Source organism: Candidatus Hydrogenedentota bacterium (genome assembly GCA_016791475.1).
In the GTDB taxonomy this organism is placed as follows: domain Bacteria; phylum Hydrogenedentota; class Hydrogenedentia; order Hydrogenedentales; family JAEUWI01; genus JAEUWI01.
In genome coordinates this window covers 96,464-122,773 of sequence record JAEUWI010000008.1, presented here as the reverse complement: position 1 = coordinate 122,773, position 26,310 = coordinate 96,464, and the positions used below count along the sequence as shown (strand labels likewise).

The 26,310-nt window shown below is 59.4% G+C and carries 22 protein-coding genes and 2 pseudogenes; 13 read left to right on the top strand and 11 right to left on the bottom strand.

The genetic code is table 11. From position 1 onward, the window contains the following. Positions 1-12 precede the first annotated feature (12 nt). A complete protein-coding gene (locus tag JNK74_06310) occupies positions 13-1,590 on the bottom strand; it encodes a sigma 54-interacting transcriptional regulator (protein ID MBL7645790.1) in 1,578 nt (525 codons plus the stop codon). Positions 1,591-1,809: 219 nt separating this feature from the next. Here JNK74_06310 and JNK74_06305 point away from each other — a divergent pair, with 219 nt between their 5' ends. The 5 genes from JNK74_06305 to JNK74_06285 all read left to right on the top strand — a co-directional run bounded on the left by JNK74_06305 (position 1,810) and on the right by JNK74_06285 (position 4,503). Beyond that, complete coding sequence (locus JNK74_06305; GenBank protein ID MBL7645789.1) at positions 1,810-2,748, top strand: alpha/beta hydrolase; 939 nt, start codon at positions 1,810-1,812, stop codon at positions 2,746-2,748. A 71-nt stretch (positions 2,749-2,819) separates the two neighbouring features. After that, complete coding sequence (locus tag JNK74_06300; protein ID MBL7645788.1) at positions 2,820-3,371, top strand: carboxymuconolactone decarboxylase family protein; 552 nt, start codon at positions 2,820-2,822, stop codon at positions 3,369-3,371. Between the two features lie 51 nt (positions 3,372-3,422). After that, positions 3,423-3,770: a thioredoxin gene (trxA, locus tag JNK74_06295; GenBank protein ID MBL7645787.1), complete on the top strand. Its 348-nt coding sequence runs from the start codon at positions 3,423-3,425 to the stop codon at positions 3,768-3,770. A gap of 119 nt (positions 3,771-3,889) precedes the next feature. Beyond that, the gene (locus JNK74_06290) at positions 3,890-4,153 is read left to right on the top strand and encodes a type II toxin-antitoxin system HicA family toxin (GenBank protein MBL7645786.1); all 264 of its coding nucleotides are present in this window, start codon (positions 3,890-3,892) and stop codon (positions 4,151-4,153) included. Further along, positions 4,150-4,503 (top strand): type II toxin-antitoxin system HicB family antitoxin, encoded by a 354-nt coding sequence (locus JNK74_06285; protein ID MBL7645785.1) that lies wholly within the window; start codon positions 4,150-4,152, stop codon positions 4,501-4,503. The genes JNK74_06290 and JNK74_06285 overlap by 4 nt, the downstream gene beginning before the upstream one ends. Before the next feature lie 4 nt (positions 4,504-4,507). Here the strand turns inward: JNK74_06285 and JNK74_06280 are convergent, their stop codons facing one another. The 5 genes from JNK74_06280 to JNK74_06260 form a co-directional block, all read right to left on the bottom strand. Next, positions 4,508-6,799 carry a copper-translocating P-type ATPase gene (locus JNK74_06280; GenBank protein ID MBL7645784.1) on the bottom strand — a complete coding sequence of 764 codons (2,292 nt, stop codon included), beginning with the start codon at positions 6,797-6,799 and terminating at the stop codon, positions 4,508-4,510. Positions 6,800-6,918: 119 nt separating this feature from the next. Further along, positions 6,919-8,289, bottom strand: coding sequence for a dipeptidase (locus tag JNK74_06275; protein MBL7645783.1), 1,371 nt, complete (start codon positions 8,287-8,289; stop codon positions 6,919-6,921). A 78-nt stretch (positions 8,290-8,367) separates the two neighbouring features. After that, positions 8,368-8,772 carry a hypothetical protein gene (locus tag JNK74_06270; protein ID MBL7645782.1) on the bottom strand — a complete coding sequence of 135 codons (405 nt, stop codon included), beginning with the start codon at positions 8,770-8,772 and terminating at the stop codon, positions 8,368-8,370. A gap of 4 nt (positions 8,773-8,776) precedes the next feature. Then, positions 8,777-10,096, bottom strand: a complete 1,320-nt coding sequence (locus tag JNK74_06265; protein ID MBL7645781.1) for a Gfo/Idh/MocA family oxidoreductase — start codon at positions 10,094-10,096, stop codon at positions 8,777-8,779. A gap of 182 nt (positions 10,097-10,278) precedes the next feature. Further along, positions 10,279-11,310, bottom strand: a complete 1,032-nt coding sequence (locus JNK74_06260) for a virulence RhuM family protein (protein ID MBL7645780.1) — start codon at positions 11,308-11,310, stop codon at positions 10,279-10,281. Positions 11,311-11,510: 200 nt separating this feature from the next. Between JNK74_06260 and JNK74_06255 the strand changes: the two genes are divergently transcribed. Then, entirely contained in the window at positions 11,511-12,092 is a 582-nt protein-coding gene (locus JNK74_06255) for a hypothetical protein (protein ID MBL7645779.1), read from the top strand. A 72-nt stretch (positions 12,093-12,164) separates the two neighbouring features. Further along, positions 12,165-14,000, top strand: a complete 1,836-nt coding sequence (locus JNK74_06250; protein ID MBL7645778.1) for a hypothetical protein — start codon at positions 12,165-12,167, stop codon at positions 13,998-14,000. A gap of 244 nt (positions 14,001-14,244) precedes the next feature. Here the strand turns inward: JNK74_06250 and JNK74_06245 are convergent, their stop codons facing one another. Beyond that, positions 14,245-14,820 (bottom strand): hypothetical protein, encoded by a 576-nt coding sequence (locus JNK74_06245; GenBank protein ID MBL7645777.1) that lies wholly within the window; start codon positions 14,818-14,820, stop codon positions 14,245-14,247. A 167-nt stretch (positions 14,821-14,987) separates the two neighbouring features. Between JNK74_06245 and JNK74_06240 the strand changes: the two genes are divergently transcribed. Further along, positions 14,988-17,702, top strand: coding sequence for a bifunctional YncE family protein/alkaline phosphatase family protein (locus JNK74_06240; GenBank protein ID MBL7645776.1), 2,715 nt, complete (start codon positions 14,988-14,990; stop codon positions 17,700-17,702). Positions 17,703-18,278: 576 nt separating this feature from the next. Here the strand turns inward: JNK74_06240 and JNK74_06235 are convergent. Beyond that, on the bottom strand, positions 18,279-18,752 hold the full coding sequence (locus JNK74_06235; GenBank protein MBL7645775.1) for a GNAT family N-acetyltransferase: 474 nt from the start codon (positions 18,750-18,752) through the stop codon (positions 18,279-18,281). A 399-nt stretch (positions 18,753-19,151) separates the two neighbouring features. Here JNK74_06235 and JNK74_06230 point away from each other — a divergent pair, with 399 nt between their 5' ends. Next, the gene (locus JNK74_06230; protein MBL7645774.1) at positions 19,152-20,498 is read left to right on the top strand and encodes a Gfo/Idh/MocA family oxidoreductase; all 1,347 of its coding nucleotides are present in this window, start codon (positions 19,152-19,154) and stop codon (positions 20,496-20,498) included. 140 nt (positions 20,499-20,638) lie between these two features. Here the strand turns inward: JNK74_06230 and JNK74_06225 are convergent, their stop codons facing one another. Then, a complete protein-coding gene (locus JNK74_06225; GenBank protein MBL7645773.1) occupies positions 20,639-21,511 on the bottom strand; it encodes a DUF89 family protein in 873 nt (290 codons plus the stop codon). Between the two features lie 224 nt (positions 21,512-21,735). Further along, entirely contained in the window at positions 21,736-23,145 is a 1,410-nt protein-coding gene (locus JNK74_06220; protein ID MBL7645772.1) for a hypothetical protein, read from the bottom strand. Between the two features lie 930 nt (positions 23,146-24,075). On the opposite strand from JNK74_06220, the pseudogene JNK74_06215 reads away from it, so the two are divergent. From JNK74_06215 to JNK74_06200, 4 genes and pseudogenes are all read left to right on the top strand, one after another. Next, positions 24,076-24,420 (top strand): annotated as a pseudogene (locus tag JNK74_06215) (prepilin-type N-terminal cleavage/methylation domain-containing protein). Between the two features lie 57 nt (positions 24,421-24,477). Next, positions 24,478-25,146 carry a hypothetical protein gene (locus JNK74_06210; protein MBL7645771.1) on the top strand — a complete coding sequence of 223 codons (669 nt, stop codon included), beginning with the start codon at positions 24,478-24,480 and terminating at the stop codon, positions 25,144-25,146. A gap of 267 nt (positions 25,147-25,413) precedes the next feature. Then, entirely contained in the window at positions 25,414-25,962 is a 549-nt protein-coding gene (locus tag JNK74_06205) for a DUF456 domain-containing protein (GenBank protein MBL7645770.1), read from the top strand. A gap of 15 nt (positions 25,963-25,977) precedes the next feature. Next, positions 25,978-26,127: a hypothetical protein gene (locus JNK74_06200; GenBank protein MBL7645769.1), complete on the top strand. Its 150-nt coding sequence runs from the start codon at positions 25,978-25,980 to the stop codon at positions 26,125-26,127. Between the two features lie 11 nt (positions 26,128-26,138). Here the strand turns inward: JNK74_06200 and JNK74_06195 are convergent. After that, a pseudogene (locus JNK74_06195) lies at positions 26,139-26,249 on the bottom strand (hypothetical protein). Positions 26,250-26,310 lie beyond the last annotated feature (61 nt).

The following is a 26,310-nucleotide window of genomic DNA, read 5'->3' as shown; positions in this document are numbered from 1 at the left end:
GGGACCTGACCCCTACCCCCGCGCGATCCCCATCACCTTCATCCTTGAGGCGAGCGTGGTTGGTTTCATCCCCAGCAGTTTCGCCGCGCCACCATCGCCGCCGACTTTCCAGTCGGTGGCTTCGAGTGCGCGGAGGATGTTGTCGCACTCGAAGGTTTTCATCTCGGCTTCGGTGTAGATTCGTTCGGTGTCGGCGGGCGCGGTGGTTGCGGGAATAGTGGGCGTGGCGTGGAGTTCGAACTCGAGATCGCGGCCCTGGGTGGTGATGACCGCGCGCTCGACGACGTTTTGAAGTTCGCGGATGTTGCCGGGCCAGTCGTAGGCTTGCAGTTCCTGGACGTGACGTTGCTTGAGCGTCGCGGGCGGGAGGCCGAAGCGCTTGCTGGCCGACGCGAGAAAGTGGAGCGCGAGCTCGGGGATGTCGTCGCGCCGTTCGCGCAGGGGCGGCACCTGGATGGGGAAGACGCTGAGGCGGTAGTAGAGGTCGGGACGAAAGCGCGTGGCCGTACTGTCGTTGACCAGGCTGCGGTTGGTCGCGGCGATGACGCGCACGTCCGCGCTTTGGGTGCGGTCGTCGCCCACGGGCTCAAACTGACCCTCCTGCAGGACACGGAGCAGCTTGCTCTGGAGTTCGATGGGGATCTCGCCCACTTCGTCGAGGAAGAGGGTGCCGCCATCGGCCAGGGCGAAGCGTCCGGCGCGATCCCGCGCGGCCCCGGTGAAGGCCCCGCGCACGTGGCCGAAGAATTCGCTCTCGAAGAGTTCGCGCGGTACGGCGGCGCAGTTCACGCGCACGAGGGGACGGCCCGCGCGCGAACTCTTTTCATGAATCGCACGGGCGATGAGTTCCTTGCCGGTGCCCGATTCGCCCTGGATGAGCACGGTGGCATCGGTGCGGGCGACGAGCTCGATTTGCTCCATCAACCGGCGTAGTGCGGCGCTCGAGCCCACGATGTCGCCGTAGTCTCCTCCGCGCGCCTCTTCGCGAAGGTATTCATTCTCCTGCTCCAGCTTCGCGCGGAGGCGATCAATCTCTTCAAAAGCGCGGGCGTTGGCAATGGCGGCCGCGGCCTGATCGGCGAAGGTGCGCAATATGGCGAGACAGTGATCCCCCATTTCCTCGCGTGAGAATACCGCGAGCACCCCGAGCACTTCCCCGCGAAAGAGCAGGGGTTGCCCCGCGAAACAGCGAATTTCCTCTTCCTGAATCCAGTCCTGATTGAAGGCCCATTCGCGGTTCGTCGCGAGATCATTCAGCATCAGGGCCTCGCCCTGGGCCGCGATCCAGCCCACTTTGCGAATGCCGATGGGAAACCGCTGGTAGTCGCCTTCGATCCGGTCCCATCGCTGTTCGGTTTCGATTCGGCTCGCCCCATCGCTCGCCGCGAGGTGCAGACAGCGCACCTGATCGGGACATTCCGGACGCATGCGGCAGGTGGCGCAGATGTCGCCCGATCGTATCAGCCAGATGCGCGCGAGGGCCGCCTCGGCTTCCTGCACCAATCCACGAACGAGGGCATCGAGCACGCGATCGACAGAATACTCGCCGGACACAGAGAGCACGATATTTTGGAGCGCCTGAAGTTTCATATCGGAATAATAAACGAAATTTCGTAATTATGCAAACGAAATTTCGCTTGCTACGAAATTTCGGAGGTGTCCTTCAATAGGGATTATTTCATAACTTGTTTAATTAGAACATCTTAAAAACACAGTTACTTTTGGCACGAGTCTGGCCTTATGGATGAACAGGTACCGCAACGGCGGGCCGGAAGGCTGACTGGATTGAACCAAAGGAGAACCTGAACGATGTATAGAACCCTGTTGAAGCGCGTGGTGGCGACCACTTTGATATTTTCGGGAGCGGTTTGGGCGGAGGCACAGACCGCGGCTATCCGTTACCGCACTCAGGATGTGGAAGGCCTGAAGATCTTCTACCGCGAAGCGGGTGACCCGGCGAAGCCCACGGTGCTGCTGCTCCATGGTTTCCCCACGTCGTCCCACATGTTCCGTAACCTGATTCCGGCCTTGTCGGATCGCTACCACGTGGTGGCGCCGGACTATCCCGGCTTTGGCAACAGCTCGGCTCCATCGACGACCGAATTTGAGTACACCTTCGACAACGTGGCGCGGGTCATGGGCCGGTTCGTCGACTCAATCGGGCTGAAGTCCTACAGCCTCTACCTGATGGACTATGGCGCACCGGTGGGTTACCGGCTGGCGACGGCCCATCCCGAACGTGTTCAGACGCTCATCATCCAGAACGGCAATGCCTATGAAGAGGGCCTGCAGGATTTCTGGATCCCCATCAAGGCCTATTGGAAGGAACAGAGCCCTGCGAATGCGGATGCACTGCGCGGCTTCCTGAAGCTGGAGGCGACCCAGTGGCAGTACACCCACGGCACCCGGAATCCGGACGCAATCAGCCCGGACAACTGGAACGTGGATCAGCCCCTGCTGGACCGTCCGGGAAACCAGGAAATCCAATTGGCGATGTTCCTCTCGTACGGCAGCAACCCGCCGCTCTACCCCGCGTGGCAGGCCTACCTGCGCGAGCACCAGCCCCCCACGCTGATTGTCTGGGGCAAGAACGACACCATCTTCCCCGAGTCGGGCGCTCACCCGTACAAGCGAGATTTGAAGAACGTGGAATTTCACTTGCTCGACACGGGGCACTTCGCCCTGGAAGAGGAGGGAGAAACGATAGCCGGACTGATGCGGGACTTTCTCGCTCGTAAGGTGCACTAAAACCGAGTACGACGGCACGACGCATGGGCGGCGGCCGAACAAACCGAAACGAAAAAATGGAGGATTGAACCATGGCACGATTGAACCTGATTGAACGCGAAGCGGCCACCGGCCCGGCGAAGGAACTGCTCGAAGGCGTACAGAAGGCGCTGGGCGTAACACCCAACCTGATGAAGGTGCTGGCCAATGCGCCCGGCGTACTGAAGAGTTATCTCGATACGAACGGCGCGCTCGCCGCCGGTCTGCTGGGCCCGCAGACCCGAGAGCGGATCGCTCTCCGCGTCGCTGAATTGAATCGATGCGAGTACTGTCTCGCGGCCCACTCCTACCTGGGCACCCATGCGGGACTCTCGGAGGAGGAAGTACTTGCGAATCGCGAAGGCACCTCGTCCGAGCCCAAGGCCAACGCCGTGCTGGCCCTGGTGACCGCTGTGGTGAAGAAGCAGGGCCGTGTTTCGCGAAGCGAAATGGACGCCGCCCGGAGCGCGGGCCTGAGTGATGGCGAGATCGTGGAGGTGGTCGCCAACACGGCACTCAACATTTTGACGAACTACATGAACAATGTGGCCGGAACGGAAGTGGACTTCCCCCGAGTCGAGCTCTTCGCCGCCGCGACAAATTGAGCACGGAAACTGGCGGTCGGACACCGACCACCGAGAAAAGGAGTAATGTTTATGGCAACCTTGAAACATCTCGACAACAGCAACTTCGACCTGACGATCAAGAACTCGGGTACGCCAGTACTGGTGGACTTCTACGCGGATTGGTGCGGCCCGTGTAAGGCCCTGGCCCCGACGCTGGAGGCCGTGGCCGAGGAGCAGGCCGGCAACCTCGCGGTGGTCAAAGTCGATATCGACGACAACTCCGAACTGGCTACGCGCTTCGACATCCAGAGCATCCCCACGCTGATCGTGTTCGACGGCGGGGAAGCAAAGAAGACGCTGAAGGGCCTGTTGCCCAAACGCGCCCTGCTGGACGAACTGGCTCCCTTCCTGGCGAAGGCGGAGGCGGTGGCAAGCTAGTCGATTAGCCGCGAAAGAACGCATAGAGCGCAAAGAGGGAGACTTCTGTGCGCTCTTTACGTTCAATTCGCGGCAGGTCGAGCTTGATGATGTTGATTTCACCTCAGAATTCGTGCTGAATATGGCATAATGAACAGCAAGCACACACGGCACTTGTCTCCATATTCAGCTCCAACCCGGGCAACAATATTCGTTGGGACGATGTAGAATCGGTGCTCCGAGCGCTGGGTGCAGAAATCTCAGAAGGGCGAGGCTCACGCTTTGGGGTTAAACTCAATGACGAGAGAATCGTCTTTCACCGCCCCCATCCGGCACCGACGATCAACAAAGGTGTCGTGCAAGCGATACGCGTTTTCCTGGAACGAGCAGGGATCAGGCCATGACGGATACCATGGAATATAAAGGCTACATTGCCCGTATAGAGTACGACGGCGACAATAAGCTTTTCTACGGGATCGTGCAAGACACGCGCGACACAATTCATTTCGAGGGCACAAGCGCCCACGAACTGGAAGATGCTTTTCGTGAATCGGTGGAGGCTTACTTTGAGTTCTGCGAACAGTGTGGCGATGAGCCCAACGTCCCCGCACCCAACAAGCTTTGGATAGAGCTCGATCCGAAGCTCCAGCAACGTGTGGCGTTGTCAGCGCAGAAAACAGGAAAATCAGTTGACGCTATTCTGAGCACTATCGTGGAGGCTTGGTACAGTGAACAGGATCGCGCGGAGAGCTAAGCCCCTACATCCGCATGATTTCCTTCGTCACCGCCTCGGGATCGAAGTTTCGGAGGCGCAGCGAATTTCCGATGACGTTCAGCGAGCTTAGGGCCATGCAGGCCTCGGCGATCATGGGGTGGAGCAGCCCTATCATCGCCAACGGTACAAACAGAAGGTTGTAACCGAAAGCCCAGAAGAGGTTCTGCACGATCTTGTTGTAGGTCGCCTTGCCAAGCTGAATCACCGTCACCAGCGCTATGAGATCGCCCTGAATGAGCGTCACGTCGCCCGCCTCAATGGCGATGTCCGTCCCCGTGCCCAGGGCGATGCCCACGTCGGCGGCGGCCAGCGCGGCGGCGTCATTGATGCCATCGCCCACCATACCCACCGCGCCGATGGTCTCCCGCTTCAGGTTTCCAATCGCCTTCGCTTTGTCCTGGGGCAACACGTTGGCCACAACCCGATCAATGCCCACCTGCGCCGCGACCACCTCGGCGGTCGCCTGGTTATCGCCGGTGATCATAATGCACTTGATGCCCATGCGCTTGAGAATCTTGATGGCGCGCACGGATTCCGGCTTGAGGGTGTCGGCGATGCCGATGACGCCAATGGCCTTGCCGCCCCGGGCAACCGCCGCCACGGTCTTGGCCTCGTGTTGCATGCGATAGAGCGTATGCTCAATCGGCTTGATATCCACGCCCTCTTCGCGCAGGAAGTCCGGCTTGCCCACGAGCACCACGGCACCATCCACCATGGCCCGCGCGCCTTTGCCGGGCACCGCATCGAAATCGCCCGCCGGCACCAGATCGCAGCGTTCCTGCTTGGCCTTTTCCAGGATGGCGTGAGACAGGGGATGCTCCGAAAAGAGCGACACCGCCGCAGCCCAGGTGAGGAGGGCTTTGCGATCGGTTCCATCCACAGCTTCGATCTCCGTGACCTTTGGACGACCGTGCGTAATCGTGCCAGTCTTGTCGAGTGCGAGGATGGTGATCTCTTTCAGGCGCTGGATGGCCGCGCCCTCGCGGATGAGGAGTCCGCGCTGCGCGGCGATGCCCGTGCCGACCATGATGGCGGTGGGCGTGGCCAGGCCCATGGCGCAAGGGCACGAGATCATCAGGACCGCTACAGCGGAGAATATGGCCATGCTCAAGTTCGACGCGCCTTCGGCGGGGGACCAGGGCAGCCACGGCGCGGCCCAGCCACTGAGGCTCTGCATCATCTCCGGCACCATGAGCCAGAATACTGCCGTAATGAGGGCGACACCCAGCACGAGCGGCACAAAGATGGTTGTCATCTGATCGGCGAAGCCCTGGATGGCCGGTTTGGACGCCTGGGCCTCTTGCACCAGCTTCGCCACCTGCGCGAGAAAGGTGTCGCCGCCTATACGCGTCGCGCGAACTTCCAGCGCGCCGGTGGTGTTGACCGTCGCGCCGATGACCGTGTCGCCGGGGGCCTTGTCCGAGGGGATCGGCTCGCCCGTGGCCATGGATTCGTCCACGGCGCTTCGCCCTTCGGTGACGATGCCATCTGTGGGAATCTTCTCGCCGGGCTTGATAATGAGAATGTCGCCGACCCGAACTTCTTCGATGGGGAGTTCTACGACTTCTCCTGCCCGGCGCACTCGGGCCGTTCTCGCGCCGAGTTCGAGGAGCTTGCGAATCGCTTCGGAGGCCTTGCCCCGCGCGCGCGCTTCGAGATAGCGCCCGGTCAGGTGAAAGGCCATGATCATGGCTGAAACCGCCGCAAAACTTTCCACCTTCATCCCAAGCAATTGCATCACGCCCGTGCTCCAGGCAGCCACCGTGCCGATAGCGATGAGGGCATCCATGTTGGGGGCTTTAGCCCGGAGCGTGCGGAAGCCTTTCTTCATGGTCTCCGCACCCGCGATGGCGAGGACGGGCGCGGCGAGTAGCAGCTCCAGCCAGGCGCCATTGTGGAGGTGCCAGAGCCCGGTCATATGGAGGAGCATCAGCATCGCCACCGGGCCCGTCAGCGCCCACGCGATCAGGAAGCGCTTCCAGGCCGCGTGCATATTGTCGAGGGCCACATCGATGACGAAATCGTCGTTGCCGGGGTCCTTGCGCTTGGCTTCATAGCCAATGGCGCCGACGGCCTGCTCGATAGCCTCGGGCGTGAGTTGTGCGGGGTCGTAGCTGACCACGGCTTCTTCGGTCATCAGGTTGACCGTGGCGGAATTGACGCCGTCGAGCGTCGCTAGCCCGGTTTCCACGCGGCGCACGCAGCCGGCGCAGGTCATGCCGGTGACGCGGAAGGTGTCCTGGGCGAGTTTGGGATCTGTGACTGGTTGAGGCATGCTCAATTCTCGATAGGACGGATAAGACCGATAGGACCGATATATCGGACGTATCCGTCCTATCCGTCTTATCTCTCAGGGGCATCGCTACTCGTGGCTGAAACTAGGTCATCCAGCGACTATTTCCCCAACAAATATAGGTAGTGAATATACGTTTCGATTCCGCGAAAGAAATTGGGCAGGTATTGCTTTTCATTCGGGCCGTGGATGCCATCGTCTGGCAAGGCGAAGCCGAGCATGACGGAATCGACACCGAGCTTCTTCTGAAGCAGGCCGACGATGGGCACGCTGCCGCCTTCGCGCTTGAACACGGGCGGACGGCCAAACACGGTCTTCAGGGCGTCGCCCGCCGCCGCCATATAGAGCGACTTGCGATCCATGGTGGAGCCGGGGCCTGCGGAGTGCTTGTGAAGCGACCAGGATACGTCGGCGGGGAGGTGTTCCGCCAGGAAGGCGCGCAATTGGCCTTCGACCGCTTCGGGATCCTGATCGGCCACCAGGCGCGTGCTGATCTTCGCGTTGGCCCGCGCGGGCAGGACGGTTTTCGCGCCCTCGCCGGTGAAGCCGCCCCAGACGCCATTGACTTCGAGCGTGGGCCGTGCGCCTATGCGTTCAACGGTCGTGTAACCTTCTTCGCCGAAGCAAAGCTGCGTGCCCGCCATCTCCGTCCATGCGGCGTCGGAGTAGGGCACCTGCTTGAGCAGTTCCCGCTCTTCGTCGTCCAGCGGGCGAACTTTTTCGTAGAATCCGGGCAGCGTGACGTGACCCTTGTCGTCGTGCATCGCCGAGATCACATCGGCCAGCACATGGAGGGGATTACGGACCGAGCCGCCGAACATCCCGCTGTGGAGATCTTTTTTCGCCGTGCGAATTTCCAGCTCGAAATAGGCCAGTCCACGCAGGGAGTACATGATCGCGGGCGTGTCCTTGTCGTGGATGCCTGCGTCGCAGTTCAGCACCGCGTCGCAGCGCAAGAGGTCTTTGTGCTCGTCGATGAAGGCGGGCAGGCTGGGTGAGCCAATCTCTTCCTCGCCCTCCAGCAGGTACTTGATGTTAACGGGATAGTCGCCATTCGCAATGATGCTTTCCATGGCCTTGAGCTGGGCGAAGATCTGTCCTTTCATATCCGAAGCGCCACGCGCATATATGAAGTCGCCCCGAATCTCGGCGCCGAAGGGGTCCGACTCCCACTCGTTGAGCGGGTCCACGGGCTGCACGTCGTAGTGACCATAGACCAGGATTGTCGGCTTGCCGGGGGCCTTGAGCCATTCGCCATAGACGATAGGGTTGCCGGGCGTGAGCATGATCTCCACCCGCTCCATTTTCAGTTGCTTGAGTTGCTCTGCGAGCCAATGGGCGGCCCGGAGCACGTCGGCCTTGTTCTCTTTCAGCGTGGAGATGCTGGGTATGGAAATCAGTTCGCGGTACTCCGCCAGGTGGCGGTCTTTATGGGTACGGGCATGGGCCAGGGCATTGTCAATCGGGGGCATGCAAAGTCTCCAGAAGTTTTCCGGCGCATAGCATAACTTAATTCACTTGACCGTTGACAGTTGATCAGGGGAATGGAATCAAGAATCAGGGAGTTCGGGCGTATGGAGCGAGGGCTTTCCAGCGCCCGTGTAGTGCAACGCGGTTGCACAAAATGAAGAAAGTGGGCGGGATTGCCCCCTCTCCAGATTTTCACCAGCCTTATAAGCAATTAAGAGGCGTTCCAGTGCGATTGCCCTGAACAGTTGATAGACGGGGCGCGACGACATCTCTTGGAGGGGATTTCGGGCGTAAGGTATTGCTTCATAGGAATTTGCGGGCTTCTGGGGTGTGGCTGCCATGGTGCCGCTACGGTTTCTCTTGCGCAGTTCTCTATCGATTGCGAAGCAGTCTGCTGCGCAATTGAGCGACAGGTCGTTGCCCAACTGGATCACGTCGTGAATACCGAGCCGCCTCCGATCTCCGGAGGCGGCGCTTCTGTTCACAATCCTACGCTTCCAGCTTCCAGTCGCCACGATACTTCCGGGTCAACATGCCGTTGAGGGCCGGGTTGTCGGTGATGGTCTCCGTCTTTGGATCCCACTTGAAGGAGCCGCCGAGCATGCAGGCGATCTTGCCCAGGTGGCCGATGGAGGCGGATCGGTGGCCGGCGTTGACGGGGGCGATGGTTTCTTCGCGGCTGACAATGCAGTTGAGCCAGTCGGTCATGTGGTTCTTTTCTTCGCGGAACTGGAAATCGCCTTTGGCGGGCGTCATTTCGAGCAGCTTGGGGTCGCTGGCCTTGATGCCGCTGCGGTCGACCCAGAGCCAGCGGCCGCGGGTGCCTTCGAAAAGTGTCCCCAGGCTCCCGGGGCTGGGCCACTGGGACGGCATGTCCTTCGCATTGGCCACGGTGAGGGTCGTGCCGCCCTTGTATTCGCAATTGAACCAGTAGCGCGCGGGGGCGTCATAGAGGTTGTTGCGCGCGGCCGGGGCCTCCCAGCGGATGCCTTCCACATGCTTCGGACCGGTGTGATCCCAGTCCATCGCCATGTAGGCGATGTCGCCGTGGTGGCCGATCCAGTCCATCATCTGACCGCCACCAAAACCCATCCACCAGCGCCAGTCCCAGTGATTGCGTTTTTCGTGGTAGGGCGCCCACTCCGCCGGGCCGACCCACATCTCGTAGTCCAGCGTGGCGGGCGGGGCGGGCCACTGGTCGACCCACAGGGCCTTGTCGAAGTCGGGCAGGGAGACGTAGATCTGTTTGATATCGCCAATATAGCCATTGCGAACGAGGGCGCAGCCCTGCTTGAAGGTCGGATTGGAGCGCTGCATGCTGCCCACCTGGAAGATGCGCTTGTTGTCCTGCACCGCCTTCACCACGGCCCGGCCTTCGCCGAGGGACCAGGTGAGGGGCTTCTCGCAGTAAATATCTTTTCCGCGCCTGGCCGCTTCAATGCATACCAGGGCGTGCCAGTGATCCGGCGTGGCCACGATGACGGCGTCGATATCGGGCCGCGCGAGGAGTTCCCGGAAATCGTGGTGCGTGGCGCAGGCGGTGTCGCCGTAAAAGCCGTCTATCTTCGTCTTTGCCTCGGCCAGACGCATCTGATCCACGTCGCACAATGCGACAATACGCACGTTGGCGTGTTTGATGGCATTTTCCATGAGGCCGCCGGCCTGGCTGCCCGTGCCGACCACGCCGATGTTGATGCGGTTGCTCGGGGCCGTGGCGCCATCGGCCCCCATGGCCGTGGACGGAATGATGTACGACGCAGCGGCGGCCACGCCCACACTGCCCAGAAATCTTCTGCGGGATAACGTCATGATCGGGTCTCCTCTCCACTTGGGATGTTGGCCGGCCGAGTTGGGGTCGGCAATCGGAAGAGTATAGGAGATTTGGGGGGTGGAGGCAATGGGGGAGGAGGAGGAGAGGTGGGTCTGGATTCTGAAGGGGGGTTTGCTTGAACTACCGAGCAATCCTCGCAGGTTGCTTGTTGACTTCATTATTAATCGCGAGCAGAATCAGTGGGCTTTCCTTGGATACGCCGGACTTCCCGGTCGAAATCTGAAATATAATCGCGATCTTGTTTGACGCGGTAGGTCTCGTATTCCTGTTCGGCCTTCAATTTGGCCTCCTCGGCGCTGATTCGGCCTCGGTCCTGAAGAATGGGGTAGTTGGACAATTCGAGAAAGCCGTTCAAGAAACTCGCCCAGTCCTCCATTCGCATTAAGATCTGCCGCCGCGCGCGGTTTTCCGCCAGGTCGAGATAGGCCGATACGATTTGATTCAATTCTCGTACGTGGGCCTCACTCAAGTAATTCTTGGCGGTGGCCACGTCCGATTTCAGGATCTTCCCCTTCGGTGCGTGCTTCCAGGTGGTCAAGCCCATATGAATCGTGTCGGCGTCGGCGGAATCATAGATGAGTTCGGCTGCAGTCTTGCTCGTGATGGCCCAGTGAAGCTTGTTCTGAACGGAGGCAAAGAACTCCTTTGTCTCGGGCAGGTCCTTATTGTAGTCCGAGGAGAGGGCGTAGATGTCGGTGATTTTCTGGTAGAAGCGTCGCTCGCTGGCGCGGATTTCCCGTATCCGTTCCAGGAGCTCGTCGAAATAGTCCTTGCCGAAAAGCCGCTTCCCCTGCTTCAGCCGCTCATCGTCCAGCGCGAAGCCCTTAATCAGAAATTCCTTCAACGTGCGCGTGGCCCAGATGCGGAACTGTGTGGCCTGCCTGGAGTTAACGCGGTAGCCAACGGAGATAATGGCGTCCAGGTTGTAGTACTTGGTATTGTATGTTTTGCCGTCGGCGGCAGTATGTGCAAAAATTGCACATACTGAATCCTCAACCAATTCGCTGTCCTTGAATATGTTGCGCAAGTGCTTCGTGATGACGCTGCGCTCGGCTCCAAACAGTTCGCCAATTGCCCGCTGTGTCAGCCAGACAGTCTCGCCATTCAGGAACACCTCAACGCTGACGTTTCCGCTTTCATCATTGTAAAGCAAGAAGTTCGCTTGTTCGTTGGGCTGTATGCTGCCGCTCATGGGGCCTGCCTCCTCCGGTCGAGGGCCACTGCATCGCAATCGATACATACCTGATATTTTATTCAGTTTTACTTAAAAAAAGCAAGTATTATAAACCTCTGCCAAATTTTTGGCCCGCCGTTGTTTTCTTAAAGCGATTCCACGCACACTATGCGGGTGCGAAGTCGCATGAGGCGGAGTCTCAATATGTGGGAGGCAATTTGGAAACTGTAAGCGGTGAAATCGAGGGACACACGTTCACAACAACCGCCAACGGTACCCGACTCTACTGTATGCGGGCGCAGGTATATGGCTCCTTCCTGTTGGTGTGCCTCATCAGGCAGGCTACCAATGGGGGATCGAGAACGACAGAAGAACTCAATTTTTGCATGTCGATCATCGTCGGTTACTTGTTCATCGTGCTGATGATCTATCACTTTTTTCCGCCGACCAGGCTGCGTACGCGGATGACGGTCAATGGCGATCAGGTGAACTTAGTCGGATTTGCTAAAAACATAACGGTGCCTGTTGCCTCGCTGCGCCGAATAGATATCGCGCGCAGTTGGATGGGGCGGCATCGGATTATTCGGATATGGGATGCGCACGGGACTATTTATACCCTTGTAAGTCCCAAGAATGGCCAAGTGTTGGAATGGTGGGCCACGGAATTCGCGGCCCTTGAAGGCGTGCCGGTGGAGTGCCGCGTGTCGTGGTACCTGACACTTGAGCCAATTTCGACTTTCCTGCTAACACTTCTTGTCGGTGGTCTTATTAGCGGGCTGTTTATCACCAATGGTTTTTAGGTGTACTTCTACATCAGTGCAATTTAAAGTGCCCTTTGAGTGGCAAAGTTCGCAGGAGAAGTGAGGTGGCCCTTGATTAAATTGCCCCTATGCATTATCCAACTGAGCGCCTTGATCTGCTTCGCGCCTGTCGCGTTCGGTGAGACGAGTCCCGGCCCCATTCGCGCGGAAAAGCTTCTCCCCACCGGCGAGCGCTATACCGCCACCGTGCCCGACACGTTGGACCTCGCCGAGCGCGGACGGCTGGCGGTGCATGGGCTGACCTCCTTCCTCAATGTGGAGGCGGGCTACGCGCCCTATGGCCACACCTACTTCAACGGCAACCCGGCCTACCTCTCCGACATGCCGGGCGGTCCGCCGAACTGGGGCAAGATCGCCGAGAGCCTGGTGATGGCGCGGCTGATGTGCGGCAGTGTGGAAAACGCGGAGGTGGACGCGAAGACTTTCGAGGGCATGCTGGCGTCGCACTGGATGATCATCAACCCCGCCGCGCCCACGCCCGTGTCCCGCGCGATGCTGGCCCTCATGGCCCTCTACCAACTTGATCCAAATCCCGAGTTGAAGGCGATCATCGACAAAATGGCGCAGGAGCACATCACGATTGCACAGCAGGCCGAGGGCAGGGCCTGGTATTACGACGATGTACCCGATGAGCGCGAGACGGCCCTGGGCGTTTTCGGCACCTGGCTCCAGGCCTTTATCCACGGCTGCGCGATTCGCCCCCTCGTGCGCTGGAGCGATCATGGCGGGGATCCGGCCTACACCGCGTTCGCGGGCAAGATCGGCAGCTTCCTGCTGGAGCCAAAGCTCTGGCGGGCCGAGGCCGCGCCGAAGGTGGTGGTGGATGCGGAGCACGCGCAATTCACCGGCCACCATCATTCCTATACCCAGGCGCTCATGGGCTTGCTGTGGCAGGCCGAAGCCACGAACGACGCGAAACTGAAAACCTTCGTGCGCGAGGGCTATGAATACATGCGCACCTTCGGCATCGCCCGCATTGGCCTTTTCGGCGAGGGTTGCACCACGGGCGACATGACGTACCTGGCCTTGAAGCTAAGCGAGCTGGGTGTCGGAGATTACTGGGACGACGCGGACGGCTACATTCGCAATCACCTCGCGGAATTGCAGATTACCGATGGTGCGAAGCTGCAGCAGGCCATCGATACCATGCCGGCAGGCCGCGGCAAGAACGACACGACCACCGGTCCCTATGATCCAACCGGAGAAAGCAACGTCAATATTGCCGAGCGCAATGTGGGCGTCTTCCTTTCCGACAGCACCCACCCGACGCTGATCCCCGAACTATCTTTTCTCTACACGATCTGCTGCACGGGCAACTGCACCCCCGCGATGTACGCCGCGTGGGATTCCATCGTGCGCTTCAAGGACGGCACGGCCCACGTGAACCTGCTGCTCAACCGCGCCTCGCCCTGGCTCGATATCGACAGCTACCTGCCCTACGAAGGGCGCGTGGTCATCCGCAACAAGCAGGCGTCGACCGTCGCCCTGCGCATGCCCGGCTGGGTGAACGATGGCGCGGTGACCTGCACCGTAAATGGCGCAGCGGTGAAGCCCGGTGCGATCGGCGGGCGCCTGGTCTTTGGTGGACTGAAGGCGGGCGACGAGATCGTGATCACCTTCCCCGTCGTGGAAACAACGGAGCAGTACACGCTCAAATGGCGCCAGACGGAGTTCTGGAAAGAATCCACCGACCCCGGTCCCAACTGGGTGGCGGACGAGCAGCCGAAGCAACTCACGATGAAGTTTCGCGGCAATACCCTGGTAGATATTTCCCCGCGCGACGAAGGACTCGGCTTTCCGCTCTACCAGCGTGCAAACCTGAGCGCGACCGCCGCACCGATGAAGGAAGTCGAGCGCTATATCGCGCCGCTGTTGGTAAAATGGTGACCCTATGGGACTGTCCAGCAGGGCACACGGCGAATTCGAACGGCCCCACGACGTACACCTGCGATTGATCACCTGACGGTAGTCGTCGAATGGGACTGTCCCACGCTTTTGAGCCAGCAAAGTGAACCACGGGTGCCACCCTCAAGCGGGGGAGCTTGTGGGTGATGAGACCAAGGCATGAGACGAGTTTGAGTCCCTTCGTGCCCGGTCCGTTGTGCCAAGGGCAAATCTTGTTTGCCCGCCCTCAAAAAAATCCGAAAAAGCTCGTTGCGTGCAAGACCACCAGCAGGAGACAGCAAGACAGAAAGGTCCACAGTGGCTCACCATTCAAATAGAAGCGACTTAGAATCCTGACTTTGACGCCGGCAGACTGCGCCACCTCCACCGCCCAGGCCTCAAAATGCTCGCCCTGCTCCGGGTCCAGCAAGGTGAACAGCCTGCCTCCGCGCGCACGGATGTAGAATTTACGCCGGTGCCCCGATGCGGAACGGTCGATACGGATGTACAGTAGTTCCGGCCAGGGTACCTGCGCCACGTCGTCCCCATCTTCAACGTCAAGGCCGCCCGCGACAACCGTAACGGTCGAACGGAACACTTCGCGCGTCGTACGGCCCCGGAAGAGGAAAAAGACAAGAAATAACCCAACCGCAAAGAAGAGCGAGTCGGCTCGGTCAACTTCATGCTGCTCGATAATATTGGTAAGCAGTACGATGATCAGGACTGACAACAACGCCATGTATCGGTTGAGTTGTACGAAATGAAGCCCCCGATAAGATGAAGAAAAAGTTTGCCCCTCATAGAAATCCAGACTTGATTTCACGATACTTCCTCCAGGCGCGAATCAAATAGTCCTTGCGCCTCAACTATTTTCATAGTAGCACAAGTACTGGGATTACAGTTGAGATTGTGAAGATGCCCCAACTACACGGGACGGTCCCGCTGATCTGTGCTATAGTTTCTCCCAAACCAATCCTGGAGGAGAGTTCCATGCGCTGGATTTATTTGTTGCCGTTCCTGGCATTGTCGGTCGCGGGTTGCGTGACCACCCCCGAACACGAAGATGAAGGCGAGGACTTCGTCTCCGAAAGTCCCACGGACTTCCTCGAGCAGGCCGTGGTCGGGCCGAATGGCGACGGGACCTATGTGGTCCCCACGACCCAGCTCATCGATCCCGCCGGCGAGACGATTCTCTTTCCCGGTCGTCCGGTGAACATCGTGCGCCACCCCGCCGCGCCCGTGCTGGCGGTCAAGGGTAAGGCCGACGTGATCCTCATCGACGCGGGGACGCGGGCGATCCTCCAGACCATGCCCCTGCCGCGCGACGGCAGCAGTTTCAACGGCCTCGTGTGGAATGGCGATGGAAGCTCTTTCTGGGTGACCTCGTCGAAGCGCTACCTACACCGCGCGTCGCGGCAGGAAGGCGGCGCCTATGCCTGGGATCTGGAAGTTGAGCTGCCGGGACCGGGGGGTAAGGGCGACTGCGCGCCGGGCGGCATCGCCCTCGATGAAAAGCGTGGACTGGCCTTCGTCTGTCTCAGTCGCAACAACACCATCGGCGTGATTGATATTGCCACGGCAAAAGTCGTGGAAGAAATTTCCGTGGGCGTCGCGCCCTTCGACATCAAGATTCAGCGTGATTTTGCCTTCGTCACCAACTGGGGCGGGAGCCGTCCCGGTGAAGGCGTGCCCACTTCCGACTCCTCCGGCACCCCGGTCGCCATCGACGAGCGCGGCATTGCCAACACGGGCAGCATCACCGTCATCCAGCTTCAGCAGGTGGCCGCGGTAAAAGTGAAGGACGGCACCAGCGCCGAGGTGGTGGCGGAGATGGATACCCACGTGACGCCGATGAATGAAGCGCGGGGCTGGACGAGTTTCGACGTGCCCGTGGGCCTCCACCCCAGCGGCATGGCCTTATCGCCCGACGGCGGCAAGCTCTATGTGGCCAATGCGAACAGCGACACGATTTCAGTGCTGAACGCGGCGGCCGTTACGCCGGAATCTCTTGCCGTGGCGGACACATGGATCGCGAAGCCCAAGGCGACCCTGCCCTTCGGCAGCGCGCCAAACGCCCTCGCCGTGTCGGCCGATGGCAAGACGCTCTACGCGGCCCTCGGTGGAAACAACTGCATCGCGGTCATGAGCACGAAGGACGGCGCGGTGCAGGGTCTCATCCCCACGGGCTGGTACCCCGGCGCGCTCGCCTTCGACGCCGCCTCGAACCAGCTCTATGTGGCCAACACCAAAGGCGTCGGCTCGCGCTTTGAAGAATCGGAAGTAGTCGCTAAGCGCCTGAAAGACTATCAGGGTGGCGAGGTTCCTCCCGGCACCTACCTGAATTCCCACTCGCACCTGGGGAGTGTATCCTTCATCCCCGTACCGGGTCGCGAAGAACTCGCGGACTATACCCTGCGCGTCGCGGAGAACATGCGCCTCCCCCTCATTGAAGCCGAGCTCGGCGACAAGCGCCCCGGCACGCGCGAGACGCCCGTGCCCACGCGGCCCGGCGAGGTATCGCCCTTCAAGCATGTGTTCTACATCATCAAGGAAAACCGCACCTACGATCAGGTCTTCGGCGATCTGCCCCAGGGCAAAGGCGACCCGAACCTGTGCCATTTTCCGCGCGAAGTCACGCCGAACCACCATGCGCTCGCGGAAGAGTTTGTGCTGCTGGACAATTTCTATTGCAACGGCGTGCTGAGCGCCGACGGCCACCAGTGGGTCGCCGAGGGCTATGTCACCGACTATATCGAGAAGCAGTTCGGCGGTTTCACGCGCAGCTATCCCTACGACGGCGATGACGCCCTGGCCTACGCCTCCTCCGGCTTCATCTGGGATCAGGTCCTGGCGAAGGGACTCACCTTCCGCAACTACGGTGAGATGGTGAAGGCGACGATCACACCCAGCGACGCCACCTGGGCGCAGATCTATGAGCAATACAAGAACGGCGGCGACGCGATCAAGATCGAAGCCTCGGCCCACATCCCGCGCGTGCAGCAGTACCTTTGTCCCGATTTCATCGGTTTCCCCGGCAAGGTGCAGGACGTGTACCGCGCAAAGATCTTCCTGAAGGAATTCGCGGAGTTCGAGAAGGCGGGCAACCTGCCCAATTTCATCACCATGCTTCTGCCCAACGACCACACCTCCGGCACACGCGAAGACATGCCCACGCCCCGTGCCTGTGTGGCGGACAACGACCTGGCCCTGGGCCAGATCGTGGACGCCATCACCCACAGTTCCTACTGGCCCGAGTCGGTCATCTTCGTGGTGGAAGACGATCCCCAGGCGGGGCTGGACCATGTGGACGGCCACCGCACCGTGGCGCTGTGCATCAGCCCCTACACCAGGCGCGGCCAGGTCGTCAGCAAGCACTACAACCAGAGCAGCATGCTCCGCACGATGGAGCTGATCCTCGGCCTCGACCCGGTCAACCAGCTCACCCTCGCGGCCAACCCCATGACCGATTGCTTCAACCAGTCCCCCGACCTCACGCCCTACACCGTGCGCCCCAACACCATCCCCCTGGACGAAATGAACCCGCCCGTCTCCGCCACCCGCGGCCTGCAGCGCCACTACGCGAAGCAGTCCATGAAAATGCCCCTCGACGACATCGACGAAGCCGACGAAGGATTGTTTAACCGCGTCCTGTGGCATTCGGTGAAGGGCTACGACGTGCCCTATCCTGTGTTGCGGAGGGAATAGGGAAAAAGTCTGGAGTCTGGAGTCCGGAGGGCGTGCATTCGTCCCCAACATTTCACCAGATACCGCAGGTGCCACCCTCAAGCGGGGCGGCTCCGCGGCGGGAGCTTGTGGGTGAGGGGACGATACTGAAGGCCGTTCTCCCGCATCCCCGCGCCCACCCTGCGTCGTGCCACGCGATCCGGCAACGCCGGTTCGTGTGCTTGGGGCGGAGTTCACCGCACGCATCATCGATAACCCAACGGGGCCTTGTGCACGTGGACCCAACCCTTCAGCACCCTCCCCTCACCAGACAAGCCGCTCGATCAGGACGATCATCAAGCCCACGGCCACTTGATCCAGGGCACACGAACCGCCCTTTCGGGCGGATCGCGTGGCACGACAGACGATAGCCATGAGGTGCCGGGATGGCCACGCTATTTCCATATCCCATCACCAGATGCCGCCAGAGAAACACCGATTCTGAATCCGCTCGTTTCTTCCACGAACCCCCGCTAAAAAGCGGTCACGACTTGTGGGTGATGTGACGTGGGCATAAACCAATCTTCTGCTCCACTATCGCCAGGTTGTCTATAGTCACTACCGCACCAACCGAAACCCCAGCCGCCCATACAGCGCAATCGCGCGCGTGTTGTGCGAATCCGTGGTGAGGTAGGCCGCCGTCTCGCCGAGGGCTTCGAAGCGGGCGGCCACCGCCCCGACGAGGGCAGAAGCGACGCCCATCCGCTGTGCGGTGGGGACCACGGCGACCCAGTGCAGGCGCCCGCCGGGAAGGCTGTGCGCGGGATCATTAAACCACGCGGTGGCCGTGGCGATGTCGCGGCCCTCGGTATCGACCACGAAGAGCTGACGCTCCGCCAGGGCCGTGTCGTCGCGTCCGAACTCCCGCTCGTGCAGGCCAGGTGGGAGCGCGCCGTAGAATCTGGTGTCTTCGTGGATTCGCGTCCACGTTGCGGCATCGCCAGGACGATACGCCCGAACAGACATGCCCGATGGAAATTCGGGCCGGGGAATATCGGCGAGCCGCGTCGCGGCCATGAATACGTCGCCCATGCGATGGGTACCTCCTTTGTCGGTGCTACTTTATCGGTACGCAACATGGACTTCAACCACGTGGAATTCCGGAGCAGTCTCCGGTTGCAACCAGATTTTTCACCACGAAGGCCACGAAGTGCACGAAGAAAAAAGAGGGAAGAGAGTATATTGACCATGGAAGGTCACGGAATTTCACCGAACGAAATGCAAATAGAGCCTCGCCCTGCCATGCAAACTGACCCTTCGAGATCGTCTACCTCTTCTCTGTGCGGATCTGTGTAGATCTGTGGGAAAATCTTCCTCTACCAGCCGTGAATAGTGCGGCAATCCCGTGTCTGCCTTCTTGCCTCAGTGTCCGACTGATTCGTATAGTATCGCCCTGCGGCAATACCGCCGCTGAGGAGCCGCAGTTCCCCCATGAAATTGTCCCGCCGCACCTTCGCAAAATCCGCCCTGGCCGCCGCCGCGCCATTCATCCTCCCATCGCGCGCACGGGGCGACGATACCACACCGCCCCCGAGCGAACGCATCACCGTCGGCGTCATCGGTCTGGGCGGGCTGGGCATGGGGCACATCGGGCGCTTTCTCCAATCGCCCCAGTCCCAGGTAGTGGCCGCGTGCGACGTCCATGCGCTCCACTACCGCGATGCGGAGTGGGGGAAGCGCAGCCCCTGCGGGCGCGATGCGGCGAAGGCGGTGGTGGAGGATTTCTATGCGGAGCAAGTGCGCAGCGGCGCTTACAAGGGCTGCGACACGTACATCGATTATCGCGAGCTTTGCGCGCGGGCGGACATCGACGCGGTGGTCATCGCCACGCCGGATCACTGGCACGCCCTCATCACGCTGGAGGCCCTGAGCAATGGCAAGGATGTCTATTGCGAAAAGCCGGTGACCCACCTTTTCCGCGAGGGCCAATTGGTCTATCAGGAAGTGGCGAAGCGCAAGGCGATCTTCCAGACCGGCTCGCAGCACCGCTCCAATGCGAACATTCGGCGCTGTGTCGAGCTGGTGCAAAACGGGCACATCGGCAAGCTGCTCCGCGTCGAAGTGGGCCTGCCCCAGGGTCCCAGCACGGCCCAGGGCGACCCGACGATCACCGAGCCACCCGAGGGCCTGGACTACGACCTCTGGTGCGGCCCCTCGGAGAAGCTGCCCTACATGCGCGCGCGCCATCACCGCTGGTGGCGCTGGCACCGGGCCTATGGCGGCGGCAATATCATGGACTGGATCGGCCACTTCAACGACATCGCCCACTGGGGTATGGGCACGGAGCGGATCGGCCCGGTGGAAGTAGACGCCACCGGCGATTGGACCTGGGCGACCTTCGAGGGCTACAACACCCCCGTGGACTATGACATCCAGTTCCGCTATGCCAATGGCGTCTCGACCAGCATCGGCAACAAGTATGCGAACGGCGCGAAGTGGATCGGGGACGAGGGCTGGATTCTGGCCAGCCCGGAAAAACAGGAGGCCTCCAACCCGGCCCTCCTCGCTGAAGACTTCGACCCCGGTCCCATCAAGGCCTACGCCTCGAAATCTCACCACGACAATTTCCTCGACGGCATCCGCACGCGGACGGAATGCATCGCCCCGGCGGAGGTGGCCCACCGCTCGATCACGCCCGGCCACCTCGCCTATGTGTCGCAGGAACTCGGGCGCAAGCTGAACTGGGATCCCGAGAAGGAAATCATCGTGGGCGACGAGGAAGCGGACCGATTGCTCAAGGCGGTGAACTACCGTGCGCCGTGGGCGCTGGATGTCTGATTGCATGTGATAGTGTCGTTCAGCGGGAGCACGGACTTTCCAGTCCGTGTCTTTCGTGCGACGAAGTCGCACAATACGCGGGTAAGAAAACCCGCGCTCCCGAATCCGCGCTCGAGTTCACAACCGCCGACAGTAGCCCCTCAGCTCCCCGCCGCGCGTTGTCGCGTGGAGATCAGCCCCACCTGATTCAACTTCACGCCCATGTGCTCCGCAACGACCTCGCACTTGGCCCGGAGAATCAGAAACACATTGCCGTCGAAGTCGTCGATAGTCTCGTAGTTGCCCTGGCCCTTGCCAATGATGACATCGGCCGCGGCCATGCGCTCCAGGAAGTGCCGCGGGACGTGGCGCAGGGGAGAGCCGATGAACCCACCGCCATTGTCGATGACGTCGCAGATCTTCGTCAGGCCCACGAACTCCGCATCCTCCATGAGCACGTCATTGATCATGGGCGCGCCCTTGACCACCGCCGTCACCGTGGTGTGCTTCTGGAGCTCTTCGATCAGCAATTTGTCGAAAACGACCTCGCCGGCGTTGTCGAGGAGAAAGAGCAGATCCTTGCAGTCGGCAAGAGAGGCCTTCAGCGCCGCCGTGTGGTCCACGGCGAACTTCTGATCCAGCACTTCTTCAATCACCTTCTCGATATCGATCTCATGGGTGTGGAGGATGCCCAGATCAATCACATTGCCGGCCGCGGAGATATGGAGGGCCGTCTCCAGCGGATCGGCGCTCTGGCATATCCGCGCGCGCATGGAATCTTCCAGGGCGAGAGCGGCCTCGTTCTGCTCCCGCTTCAGCGCGCGGTAGGGGTCGTGCTTCCCCGAATGTTGCGACGCCAGATCATAAGCCTGCATGGAGAGCCAGGCCGGAGAATCGTCCAGATCCATCCCGAAAATGCGGGACGCCGTATCGTCAAGAATTCGTCGTTGGACTTCGGGGTCGGTGGTGGCGATGCGGGCGGCGCGCAGAGACTGTTTAACGATACATTCGAGGCAATCAAGGGTGGACTTCATGGGTGGGGGTACTTCCTGATCGAGACTGGGTACTACTGGTGCATGGGGCAACCGCGACGGAATTATACGCGACGCGGGGATGGGCGGGCCAGTTGTCGAATCGAGAAGTTGCGTCACCACTAAGGAAGGATCGCGTCGGATACTACATATTTGGTTGAGAAAAAAGCTGTGCCGCATCCAATTGGGAGGCGGCACAGCTTGTGCGGAGCGAAGAGAGAGTACGACTACTCGACCTCGTAACTGACTGCCACCTCGCTTCCGTGTAGTGAAGTGTACAGGCTTACGGTATTTCCACCTTCTCCATCGACTCCGATACTCTTAGAGCCTGGGCGCGACAACACACTGGAAGTGTCGGTTATAACATTGTCTATTGTGTAGCTCGTTCCACTGCTATGACGGAGGACCGTGGCGATATTCGGATCGTAGCTTGCGGGCGCCCAGCAGAAAACGTCGAAAGCATCGGAGCTTGCATTAGGATTCGCAGCCGCAGCGATGGGTTCGCCATAGATCGCCTCATAGCCCCAAGGTCCGCTAGCCACGGGTTGGTGCGTGCTCCACGAGTTTACTGCGCTGCTGGTTGCGCAATAGAGCCAGTTCGGAGTGGGTGGGGTTGAGATGTATTGGTAGACAACATGACGCTTGTTTGCATTCGTTGTTACAAGCGCGAAGTAAGGGACGTAAGTGTTCTTGATAATTGAGTCAAGTTCCACTTCGTCATTATTAAGTCCTGAAACTTCTTTGTAGTGGAAGGCCTTCAGTTGTTGAGCTATGGGAGCGCCTGTGCTTCCGTATGAAGTCGCGGCATTGTATACCAAAGTTGATGGGCTTGAACTCGAATTGCCCACCTTGTAGCTGAAAGGTACTGGACCCGACAACTCGGGCTCATCGTCGTCGAAATCGGAGTAAACTGCCTGGTTCAGTACCTTTACTGCCTGATCTGACCCGTCCTTCATATACAAACGATAGCGCCAATAGTATTCCGACGTGCTAGTCGCTTGACTCCAGAAAGATCCCCCAAAAACCCAGTGCTCCAAGTCGTAAATCTGTACGTCAAATGGGCCAACTTCATAGCCGTAGCCGTGTAGATTGGGTCCCGGCCAAATCACATTAGTACTGCCCCACTTACTATTTACGCCATCGTACTTATACGCATAAATATTGACTCTTTTGTTAGTCGAGTCGCTAAAGAACACTGCAAAGGCAGCGTAGGCATCGCCCGAGGGAGTAATTGAGAGCGAGGGGGTGGAAATGATGGAGTACGAAGATGTGGCGGTGTTTTTGAACTTGGCCACGGGTTTGATAACCGAACCGATATTTGTCTTAACTTCAAAATAGTACGGTACCGTTGGATTTGTCGGATGTGCTACATAGATAATCGCTGGTGTACCAAGTGAGGATGATTGATTCTCGGCGACGCCTACGTGACTTATCGAGCCATAGCTCGGATCCGCTACGCCGTCATGCGCCCACCACCAGACTGCGGATGTATCACATTCGCCCGGGTCGGGATCTTCCAATTCGCAGTCGGGATGTACGTTCCACTCCCAGGCCGATGCAGGAACCAGTCCCTGCAATAGGAGCGCCGCCATCACCGACAATTTCCCCGCAGTTGAGTTGCCGCTAAATATGTTCATACCTTCATTCCTCCACGAGAGTTCTTGCCCTCAAGTTTCAGGCATGACGCGCCAATCGCGTCGAGCCTTTGGTTGGTGCATTCATCATGGAGAACGCCACAAAAAAGTGAATGGAAGGAGGATATGTAAACTACCCAGCCCCACAGGCATCACTAAGAACTACGAGTGCCGCTCTCTAGTCTCGGTATTCGTGCGCGCCACCTGGAAAAGGCATGCACAACAACTGGAGCCTATCATCATTCGAGGATACTGTCAATAGGATAGTAGTGGTTGGTGAATTGAAAGCTATAATGAGAGAGGGTGACACTGTTTGTTGGGTGCGGGATATGACTTGTATGACTATGCGGCCATAGAGCATCGTTGGAAGATGTTTGCGGACGATAGGATTTGAGTGTGCGTCGGTTTTCCTTCGCGGAGGCAATTGGTGCTCCATGTGAGGCGATGAGATTCCTACAAAGGTCGGACCGTTTCTGTGAAGAAAGCGCGACGAGTGACGCGAAATCCCTTTAAATATGCAAGTTAGTACTTACCGGTCCGTATAACCCGATTTGTGAGTATATCGTGAGAAAATCATTGACATTTTTGCCCGTAAGTGCGAGGATGAAGGAGTCACGCAGGCAGTCTCTTGGAGTGGCGTGACGAGAGAAAGGAAGAATGCGGTAAGGTTGCGCGGCGTGGTCAATGGGATTCCTGAGTGGTTACCCTCGGGCAGTTCTATAGTGGTCGCGTCGTGTCGGAGGGTTGCCTATGGTGTGAATGGCATTGTATGGACAATGGAACGGCAGTTTTTTGTGGGCTCGGGGTCCCGGCAGTTCTCCTCATTCAGGTTATAGACCTTGTAAGGCCACGTTTTATGCGCTTGGTTGCGTAGAGTAATTGTGCGCAAAAAGTAATTGTGAAAAGTCTTAACCATGAAAAGGTATCCATATCATGAATGTAATACGCACTAGAAAGGGTTTCACCCTTATTGAATTGCTGGTGGTGATTGCCATCATCGGAATTTTGGCGGCCATTCTTCTGCCCGCGCTGGCGCGTGCGCGCGAGGCGGCACGCCGTGCCAGTTGCGCGAACAACTTGAAGCAGCACGGCACCATCTTCAAAATGTTCGCGAACGAGAGCAAGGGCGAGAAATTTCCCAGTCGCGGCGTCCGCTACTGGCAGGATTATCCCGGCGGCACTGTCGGTACCGGCGTCACACTGGAACGCGCCTACTCCACCGAGGACGTGTATCCCGAGTACCTGACCGATATTCAGATCCAGTTCTGCCCATCGGACGGCGACTACCCGAAGTCACAGGTGCAGAATTACCTTTGGTCGACGAACGGAGCCAAAATGCAACGGACTGTAGGGACGGGCTGGGCTACCTCCGGCAATCCGCAGGTTGTAAGTAAGGTTTCCCCTTCGATCGGGGGCAACAAGAATTGTGACCCGAGCGTAGTCGACCCCAAGCTCAACTGCTACATGCACGGCGGCTATTGGTCGTACAACTATTGGGGCTATGTTGTTGATGGTAGTTGGTTCAAGGAAGTAAATGATTTCGCCATCATGTTCGGCGATCGAATCGACTACGGCGCGGGCAACCAGTCCCTCGACTGCAAGCCCGTTCCCGATGCGGGCGGTGGCTGTCATCCCGAGAGCCGTGGTTGGTATGCCAACCTTGGCAAAGACGCCACCTTCGTACTTTCCGGTGGTCGGTCAGTGACCGCCGTAGGCCTGCGCGAGGGCGCGGAGCGATTTTTGATTACCGATATCAACAACGCCGGGGCCAGCGCCTCGGCCCAGTCGAGTTCGGCTATCATGTGGGACAATTCGTTTTCGGGTTATGGTGGTACCGCCGGTGCTCTACGGGGTGTCGACAATTTCAATCACGTTCCTGGCGGCGCGAACGTGCTTTACATGGACGGGCATGTGGAGTTCGCGAAGTATCCACAGCCTATCGGCAGCAAGGCTTATGTGATGATCAAAGAAGCTCAGATGGATCAGACCTGGGAATCGCCGTGAGTTGACCTGACCGGATGCGTCGTGGGTATGCGGCCTCAGGCCGTAACGCTGTGACCGCCGGGAACGGTACGAAATGAATCCCCTTTCTCGTCGGGGAGGGCCGCAGCCGAAGTCGCGGGCCTCCCCGGCGCTTTTTGTCTCGGGTTGGACATGAATGAATAAATTCTGCTCTAATCGGTATTCTTCCTGGCAGCCTTCTGCCGAGGCTGGCGCTCGGCATGTGCCCACGGCGCTCACGATATAAAACGCAACACAAGGTGGTTTTTCATGGGTGGCTTTATTGACGGTGTGGTGGGGTTGATGGACAACGCGCTGGTGGCGACGGGGTGGAGCCTCTTCGGCCTGGCCATCATCGCCGGGTTGGGCCTTGATCTGGTCGGGCTCTTCGGCAACTGGATTATTCTGGCCGCGGTGGCTCTCGCCTGGGTGGCCACAGGCTTTGATAACTTCGGCATCGTGGGGCTGGGCTGCATGGCCGGTTTTGCCGTCCTCGGCGAGGTACTGGAAACCGCCCTCGCGGGCTACGGAGCCCGAAAGTTTGGCGGGAGCAAGGGCAGCATGGTGGCGGCGCTCGTGGGCTGTCTGCTCGGCACCATACCCGGCACGGCCGTGCTCCCCATCATCGGCACCCTCATCGGCGCATGCCTCGGAGCGTTTGTGGGCGCGGCCCTCTATGAGTACATCAAACTGGAAAAAAAAGCCGGCGAGGCCCTGTGGACCGGCCTGGGCGCCGCCATCGGCAAGGTGGGCGGCGTTTTCGCCAAGCTCTTCTGCGGCATGGCCATGCTGATTATTGCGTATTTCACCTATAGCTGAGGGGGGCTTCCCCGAGTGGGGTCGTTGCGTGGATTAGGGCGCTCTCGCAGATTCCAGGGACAGAAGGGACAGAAGGGACAGGAAGGACAGAAGGGACAGAAGGGACAGAAGGGACAGAAGGGACAGAAGGGACAGGAAGGCCTTACAATAGCATATATATTCTGATGTCGTTGCCGTCCTTTACGTCCTTTACGTCCTTTACGTCCTTTACGTCCTTTACGTCCTTTACGTCCTTTACGTCCTTTACGTCCTTTAGGCCCTTTAGGTCCTTTAGGTCCTTTATGTCCCTGAAGCCTCTATCCGATCTTCGTTGCCACAGATTCCAATCCCTTCAGCCTGACTCCCAAT